The sequence below is a fragment of the Streptomyces sp. NPDC031049 genome (genome assembly GCF_055571015.1).
Window position 1 is genome coordinate 142,782 of record NZ_JBVIGC010000019.1, and the last position, 7,045, is coordinate 149,826.

At 71.0% G+C, this 7,045-nt stretch carries 5 protein-coding genes and 1 pseudogene; 5 read left to right on the top strand and 1 reads right to left on the bottom strand.

The features are described from left to right. The first annotated feature begins 34 nt into the window (after positions 1 to 34). Complete coding sequence (locus ACZ45Q_RS28030) at positions 35 to 742, top strand: glycoside hydrolase family 12 protein (protein WP_468266292.1); 708 nt, start codon at positions 35 to 37, stop codon at positions 740 to 742. Between the two features lie 34 nt (positions 743 to 776). Here ACZ45Q_RS28030 and ACZ45Q_RS28035 read toward each other — a convergent pair whose 3' ends face one another. Continuing rightward, complete coding sequence (locus ACZ45Q_RS28035; protein ID WP_468266295.1) at positions 777 to 1,790, bottom strand: LacI family DNA-binding transcriptional regulator; 1,014 nt, start codon at positions 1,788 to 1,790, stop codon at positions 777 to 779. 322 nt (positions 1,791 to 2,112) lie between these two features. Between ACZ45Q_RS28035 and ACZ45Q_RS28040 the strand changes: the two genes are divergently transcribed. The 4 genes and pseudogenes from ACZ45Q_RS28040 to ACZ45Q_RS28055 all read left to right on the top strand — a co-directional run. Next, entirely contained in the window at positions 2,113 to 4,059 is a 1,947-nt protein-coding gene (locus ACZ45Q_RS28040) for an acyl-CoA dehydrogenase family protein (protein ID WP_468266297.1), read from the top strand. 93 nt (positions 4,060 to 4,152) lie between these two features. Next, on the top strand, positions 4,153 to 5,409 hold the full coding sequence (gene dxr / locus ACZ45Q_RS28045; RefSeq protein WP_468266299.1) for a 1-deoxy-D-xylulose-5-phosphate reductoisomerase: 1,257 nt from the start codon (positions 4,153 to 4,155) through the stop codon (positions 5,407 to 5,409). An 8-nt stretch (positions 5,410 to 5,417) separates the two neighbouring features. Then, positions 5,418 to 6,710, top strand: coding sequence for a M50 family metallopeptidase (locus ACZ45Q_RS28050; RefSeq protein ID WP_468266315.1), 1,293 nt, complete (start codon positions 5,418 to 5,420; stop codon positions 6,708 to 6,710). 190 nt (positions 6,711 to 6,900) lie between these two features. Continuing rightward, a pseudogene (locus ACZ45Q_RS28055) lies at positions 6,901 to 7,045 on the top strand (flavodoxin-dependent (E)-4-hydroxy-3-methylbut-2-enyl-diphosphate synthase); the annotation flags it as partial.

The window sequence follows — 7,045 nt, forward strand, 5'->3', positions numbered from 1 at the left end:
TGCCCGCGATCCCCCCACCCATGGAAGGACGACCATGGCAGCACGCATCCGCATCACCCGGGCCCTGCCGGCCGCGGCCCTGGCGCTCGGCACCACCCTCGGCCTCGCCGCCGCCCCCGCCCAGGCCGCCGTCTGGCACACCTGCGACCAGTGGGGCAACACCACCCTGGACGGCTACACCCTCTACAACAACATCTGGGGCTCCGGCGCCGGCAGCCAGTGCGTCTGGGCCAACTCCGGCACCAACTGGGGCGCCTGGGCCGACCACCCGAACACCGGCGGCATCAAGTCCTACCCCAACGCGAAAAAGGTGATCAACAAGCCGATCTCCTCCCTCACCTCGCTCACCAGCAGCTATGACGTCACCGTCCCGGCGTCCGGCGCGTACAACACGTCGTACGACATCTGGGACACGGACTACGACTACGAGATCATGCTCTGGGTCAACCAGCACGGCCCCGTCGGCCCGCTCGGCAGCGCTCAGGGCACCGTCACCCTCGGCGGCCACACCTGGAACGTCTACAAGGGCGACAACGGCCACAACCAGGTCTTCTCGTTCCTGCGGACCTCCGACTCCACCTCCGGAACGGTGAACATCCTGCCCATCCTGAAGTGGATCAAGGACACCAAGGGCTGGATGGGCGACGAGACCATCGGTGACGTCCAGTTCGGCTACGAGATCACCTCGTCCGCCGGCGGCCTGGACTTCCGCACCGACCGCCTGACGGTCAGCGGCGGCTGAACCGGCGGGCCACCCGGCCGGACCGGTGGCCGCCCTACGGCCGGGCGGGCGCCGGTCCGGAGCTGGCGCGGACCGTCAGCTCGGGAGCGAGGAGCACGACCTCCTCGCTCCGGCGCCCGCCCAGCTTGGCCATCAGCTGCCCGACCGCGTGCCGCCCCATCTCCTGGGCGGGGACGGCGACCGAGGTCAGCCGCACCGAGGCCTGGACGGCGACCTGCTCGGGGCAGACCGCCACCACCGACACGTCCTCGGGCACCGCACGGCCCTGCTGACGCAGCAGCGCGAGCAGCGGCTCCACCGCCGACTCGTTCTGCACGACGAAGCCCGTGGTGTCCGGGCGCTCGTCGAAGATCCGGGCCAGCGTCGCGGCCATGGCGTCGTACCCGCCCTCGCACGGGCGGTGCAGCAGCCGCAGTCCCAGCTCCCGGGCCCGGCCGCGCAGCCCGTCCAGGGTGCGCTCGGCGAAGCCGGTGTGCCGCTCGTAGACCGCGGGGGCCTCGCCGATGACCGCGACGTCCCGGTGGCCGAGCCCGGCCAGATGCTCCACGCACAGCGCGCCGGTCGCCGTGAAGTCGAGGTCGACGCAGGTCAGCCCGGTGGTGTCGGCGGGCAGCCCGATGAGCACGGACGGCTGGCCGGACTCGCGCAGCAGCGGCAGCCGCTCGTCGTCGAGTTCGACGTCCATCACGATCATCGCGTCGGCCAGCCCGCTCCCGGTGACCCGGCGCACCGCGTCGGGGCCCTCCTCGCCGGTCAGCAGCAGCACGTCGTACCCGTGGGTGCGCGCGGTGGTCGCGACCGCGATGGCGATCTCCATCATCACCGGCACGTACATGTCCGTGCGCAGCGGGATCATCAGCGCGATGATGTTGGACCGGGCGCTGGCCAGGGCGCGGGCGCCGGCGTTGGGGTGGTAGCCCAGCTCGCGGATGCTGCGCTCGACCCGCTGCCGGGTGCTGGTGGAAATGGACCGCTTGCCGCTGAGGACATAGCTCACCGTGCTCGCCGAGACTCCGGCGTGCTGGGCGACCTCGGCGAGGGTGACCATCCGGCTCTCCAGAATGTGTGAAGCGCTTCGACAGCGCGTCCCGATCGAGGGGTCAGTGGGAAGAGTACGACACTAGCCTCCCTGCGAGTGGCTGTCCAGAGACGGAGTCGAAGCGCTTCGACAGCGCCCTCTTCAGGGAGTACGGGCACCGCGGAGGCGGCCGTCACCGTGCGGCCGAACGGCCGCACGGAGGGTGGTGGGGGCGCGGGGGGTCGGGTACATACGATCGAGTAGCACCGACTCGTCACGTACGCCCGCAAGATCCCGCACGGCGGTCTTCCCGGGCGTGCCACCGCCCCCGATTCGCGGCGAGGTGAGCCTCATGTCCGCACCACCCACTCCGTCCTCCCGGCCCGCCGTCACCGAACGCGAGGCCCGCCAGGTTGCGGAGGCGGCCCGGGAACAGGACTGGCGCAAGCCCAGCTTCGCCAAGGAGCTGTTCCTCGGCCGCTTCCGCCTCGACCTCATCCACCCCCATCCGCTCCCGGCCGCCGAGGACGCCCAGCGCGGCGAGGAGTTCCTCGCCAAGCTGCGCGACTTCTGCGAGACGAAGGTCGACGGTGCGGTGATCGAGCGCGACGCGCGCATCCCCGACGAGGTGATCACCGGGCTCAAGGAGCTCGGCGCCTTCGGCATGAAGATCGACACCAAGTACGGCGGCCTCGGCCTCACCCAGGTCTACTACAACAAGGCCCTCGCCCTGGTCGGTTCCGCGAGCCCGGCGATCGGCGCGCTGCTCTCCGCCCACCAGTCGATCGGCGTCCCGCAGCCGCTGAAGATGTTCGGCACCCAGGAGCAGAAGGACGCCTTCCTGCCCCGCTGCGCCCGCACCGACATCTCGGCGTTCCTGCTGACCGAGCCGGACGTCGGCTCCGACCCGGCCCGCCTGGCCACCACGGCCGTCCGGGACGGCGACGACTACGTCCTCGACGGCGTGAAGCTGTGGACCACCAACGGCGTCGTCGCCGACCTGCTCGTCGTCATGGCCCGCGTGCCGAAGTCCGAGGACGGCAAGGGCGGCATCACCGCCTTCGTCGTGGAGGCGGCCTCCGAGGGCATCACCGTCGAGAACCGCAACGCCTTCATGGGCCTGCGCGGCCTGGAGAACGGCGTCACCCGCTTCCACCGGGTCCGGGTGCCCGCCGCCAACCGCATCGGCCCCGAGGGCGCCGGCCTCAAGATCGCCCTGACCACCCTCAACACCGGCCGGCTGTCGCTGCCCGCGATGTGCGCCGGCGCCGGCAAGTGGTGCCTGAAGATCGCCCGTGAGTGGTCGGCGGCCCGCGAGCAGTGGGGCAAGCCGGTCGCGCTGCACGAGGCCGTGGGCTCCAAGATCTCCTTCATCGCGGCGACCACCTTCGCCCTGGAGGCCGTCCTCGACCTGTCCTCCCAGATGGCCGACGAGGACCGCAACGACATCCGCATCGAGGCCGCCCTCGCCAAGCTCTACGGCTCGGAGATGGCCTGCCTGATGGCCGACGAGCTGGTCCAGATCCGCGGCGGCCGGGGCTTCGAGACGGCGGCCTCCCTCCAGGCCCGCGGCGAGCGCGCGGTCCCCGCCGAGCAGCTCCTGCGGGACCTGCGGATCAACCGCATCTTCGAGGGCTCCACCGAGATCATGCACCTGCTGATCGCGCGCGAGGCCGTCGACGCCCACCTCTCGGTCGCCGGTGACCTGATCGACCCCGACAAGTCCCTGTCGGACAAGGCGAGGGCCGGGGCGAACGCCGGCGTCTTCTACGCGAAGTGGCTGCCGAAACTCGTCGCCGGACCGGGACAGCTGCCCCGCTCCTACGGCGAGTTCCACCCCGCCGGCCACGCCGACCTCTCCGGCCATCTGCGCTACGTCGAACGCACCGCCCGCAAGCTCGCCCGCTCCACCTTCTACGCCATGTCCCGCTGGCAGGGCCGGATGGAGACCAAGCAGGGCTTCCTCGGCCGGATCGTCGACATCGGCGCGGAGCTGTTCGCGATGAGCGCCTCCTGCGTCCGCGCCGAGCTGCTGCGCGGCCGGGGCGAGCACGGCCGGGAGGCCTACCAGCTCGCCGACGCATTCTGCCGCCAGTCCCGCATCCGCGTCGAGGAACTCTTCGGCCGCCTGTGGACCAACACCGACGACCTCGACCGCAAGGTCGTCAAGGGCGTGCTGTCCGGCACCTACGAATGGCTGGAGGACGGCGTCGTCGACCCCTCCGGCGACGGCCCGTGGATCGCCGAGGCCGCGCCCGGCCCGAGCACGAAGGAGAACGTCCACCGTCCCATCAGGTGATCGACGACCGGTGCGTCCGCCGGGCGGAAGGAACGACACCCGCCCGACGGAGGCCCTGTCCTGCCGGGCGGCGGATGCGGCAACAATAGGGGGATGAGCGACAGCCCTGCCCCCCTCGCCGACCCGCACCTCGTCTACGACCCCGTGGCGGGCGACGGCCCGAAGGACGTGGTGATCCTCGGCTCCACCGGGTCGATCGGCACCCAGGCCATCGACCTCGTCCTGCGCAACCCGGGCCGCTTCCGGGTGACCGGCCTGTCCGCCAACGGCGGCCGGGTCGCCCTCCTCGCCGAGCAGGCCCACCGGCTGCGGGTACGGACCGTCGCGGTGGCCCGCGAGGACGTCGTACCGGCGCTGCGCGAGGCACTGCGGGACCGGTACGGCTCCGGGGAGCCGCTCCCGGAGATCCTCGCGGGACCGGAGGCGGCCACGCAGGTCGCCGCCTCCGACTGCCACACCGTCCTCAACGGCATCACCGGCTCCATCGGACTCGCCCCCACCCTGGCCGCCCTGGAGGCGGGCCGCACCCTCGCGCTCGCCAACAAGGAATCGCTCATCGTCGGCGGCCCGCTGGTCAAGGCCCTCGCCAAGCCCGGGCAGATCATCCCGGTCGACTCCGAGCACGCCGCCATCTTCCAGGCCGTCGCCGCCGGCACCCGCGCCGACGTGCGCAGGCTGATCGTCACCGCCTCGGGCGGCCCGTTCCGCGGCCGCACCAAGGAACAGCTCGCCCGGGTGACCGTCGAGGACGCCCTCGCCCACCCCACCTGGGACATGGGCCCCGTGATCACCATCAACTCCGCGACCCTGGTCAACAAGGGCCTGGAGGTCATCGAGGCGCACCTGCTCTACGACATTCCCTTCGACCGCATCGAGGTGGTCGTCCACCCCCAGTCGTATGTTCACTCGATGGTGGAGTTCACGGACGGATCGACGGTGGCGCAGGCGACACCCCCGGACATGCGGGGCCCGATCGCCGTCGGCCTCGGCTGGCCCGAGCGCATCCCCGACGCGGCCCCCTCCTTCGACTGGACCAAGGCTTCGACCTGGGAGTTCTTCCCGCTCGACAACGAGGCCTTCCCCTCGGTGAACCTCGCCCGGCACGTGGGTGAGCTCGCGGGCACCGCACCGGCGGTGTTCAATGCCGCCAACGAGGAGTGCGTGGAGGCCTTCCGCGCCGGTGCGCTGCCGTATCTCGGGATCATGGAGACCGTCACCCGGGTCGTCGAGGAACACGGCACCCCGGCCACGGGAACCTCGCTGACCGTCGCGGACGTCCTCGAAGCGGAGGCCTGGGCACGCACCCGGGCCAGGGAACTTGCGGCACAGACGGCAAAGGACCGTGCATGACGACCCTGATGTTCATCCTCGGCATAGTCGTCTTCGCGGTCGGCCTGCTGTTCTCCATCGCCTGGCACGAGCTGGGCCACCTGTCCACCGCCAAGATGTTCGGCATCCGCGTGCCGCAGTACATGGTCGGCTTCGGCCCGACCCTGTTCTCGCGGAAGAAGGGCGAGACCGAGTACGGCATCAAGGCCATCCCGTTCGGCGGCTACATCCGCATGATCGGCATGTTCCCGCCCGGACCCGACGGCCGGATGGAGGCCCGCTCCACCTCGCCCTGGCGCGGCATGATCGAGGACGCCCGCTCGGCGGCCTTCGAGGAACTCGAGCCCGGCGACGACAAGCGCCTGTTCTACACGCGCAAGCCGTGGAAGCGGGTCGTCGTGATGTTCGCCGGCCCGTTCATGAACCTGGTCCTCGCCGTGGTGCTGTTCCTCATCGTCCTGATGGGCTTCGGCATCTCCCAGCAGACCACCACGGTCAGCTCCGTCTCCCAGTGCGTCATCTCCCAGAGCGAGAACCGCGACGACTGCCGCAAGGGCGACGCCCCCTCCCCGGCCGCCGCGGCCGGCCTCAAGGCGGGCGACACCATCGTCGCCTTCGACGGCGTCCGGACCGACGAGTGGAACGAGCTGTCCGACCTGATCCGCGCCCACCCCGGCGAGCAGGTGCCCATCGTGGTCGACCGCGACGGCCGCGAGGTGACCCTGCACGCGACCATCGCCACCAACCAGGTCGCCAAGAAGGACGCCGCGGGCCAGATCGTCGAAGGCCAGTACGTCACCGCGGGCTTCCTGGGCTTCAGCGCCGCCACCGGCATCGTCAAACAGGACTTCGGCGAGTCCGTGACCTGGATGGGCGACCGGATCGGCGACGCCGTCGACTCGCTCGCCGCGCTGCCCGCCAAGATCCCCGCCCTGTGGGACGCCGCCTTCGGGGACGGCCCGCGCGAGCCCGACTCCCCGATGGGCGTCGTCGGTGCCGCCCGCGTCGGCGGCGAGATCTTCACCCTCGACATCCCGCCCACCCAGCAACTGGCCATGGCCGTGATGCTGGTCGCCGGCTTCAACCTCTCCCTGTTCCTGTTCAACATGCTGCCGCTGCTGCCCCTGGACGGCGGCCACATCGCGGGCGCCCTGTGGGAGTCGCTGCGCCGGAACGTGGCGAAGGTGCTGCGCCGCCCGGACCCCGGCCCGTTCGACGTGGCGAAGCTGATGCCGGTGGCGTACGTGGTGGCCGGGATCTTCGTCTGCTTCACCATCCTGGTGCTGATCGCCGACGTCGTTAACCCGGTGAGAATCTCCTAGCCACCACAGGTTCCCGGCGGCCCGGCAGACTCGTCCTCCGGGCCGCCGCCCTTACCCCCAGCCGCCATCCTTCGAGTGTGTTTACCGGGCGTGATGTGCTGTGGCCGACGCCCGTGCCGTAATCTCGAAGCCCGGAGCCCGCCGCTGACGGGATTCGGGCCTTGAACCACGACTTGGGGTTGCACAGCAGATGACTGCGATTTCTCTCGGCATGCCGTCCGTTCCGACCAAGCTCGCCGAGCGCCGGAAGAGCCGGCAGATCCAGGTCGGATCCGTGGCGGTGGGCGGGGACGCCCCGGTGTCCGTGCAGTCGATGACCACCACGCGGACGTCGG